Origin of the sequence: Mesorhizobium sp. Mes31 (genome assembly GCF_024519675.1) — a bacterium.
Taxonomy (GTDB): Bacteria; Pseudomonadota; Alphaproteobacteria; order Rhizobiales; family Rhizobiaceae; genus Mesorhizobium.
In genome coordinates, this window is sequence record NZ_JALJRL010000068.1 from 1 (window position 1) to 586 (window position 586).

The following is a 586-nucleotide window of genomic DNA, read 5'->3' on the forward strand; positions in this document are numbered from 1 at the left end:
GGAGAGGCCTCCGGCGCCCGTCGCGGAGAACCGCGATGTCCAGACATTACGCTCGAGCCGGCGCCGACCGGTCAAGCCTCTATGACGATATCACCAACAAGATCATCGCCGAACTGGAAGCAGGCCGCTTTCCCTGGGTGCAGCCTTGGGGCACGGCGGCGCAAGCGCCCCTCGCCATGCCGGCCAATGCCGCCTCCGGTCGCGCCTATACCGGGATCAACGTGCTGATCCTGTGGGGTGCGGTCGTCGAGCATGGCTTTCCCGTCCAGGGCTGGCTGACTTTCCGCCAGGCGCTGTCGCTGGGCGGCCATGTCCGCAAGGGCGAACACGGGACCACCGTCGTCTATGCTGACCGCTTCATCCCTGACGACAAGAAGGCTCGCGCGCGGGAAACCGGCGAGGCGGCACAGGCCATACCGTTCCTGAAGCGCTTCATCGTGTTCAACGTGGCGCAATGTGAAAATCTGCCCGACGTTCTGGCCGCGGCTCCGCCTGCACCGGAACTCGGACTGATCGAGCCGGCCGTCGAGGCGCTGATCAAGGCGACAGGTATCGATTTCCGCATCGGTGGCAGCAGTGCCTATTA

1 protein-coding gene is annotated in these 586 nt (G+C 65.0%); it reads left to right on the top strand.

What is annotated here, in order from left to right; all coding sequences use genetic code 11:
* Positions 1-35 precede the first annotated feature (35 nt).
* On the top strand, positions 36-586 hold a 551-nt coding region (locus NR193_RS33325), incomplete at its 3' end, for an ArdC family protein (protein ID WP_256754891.1).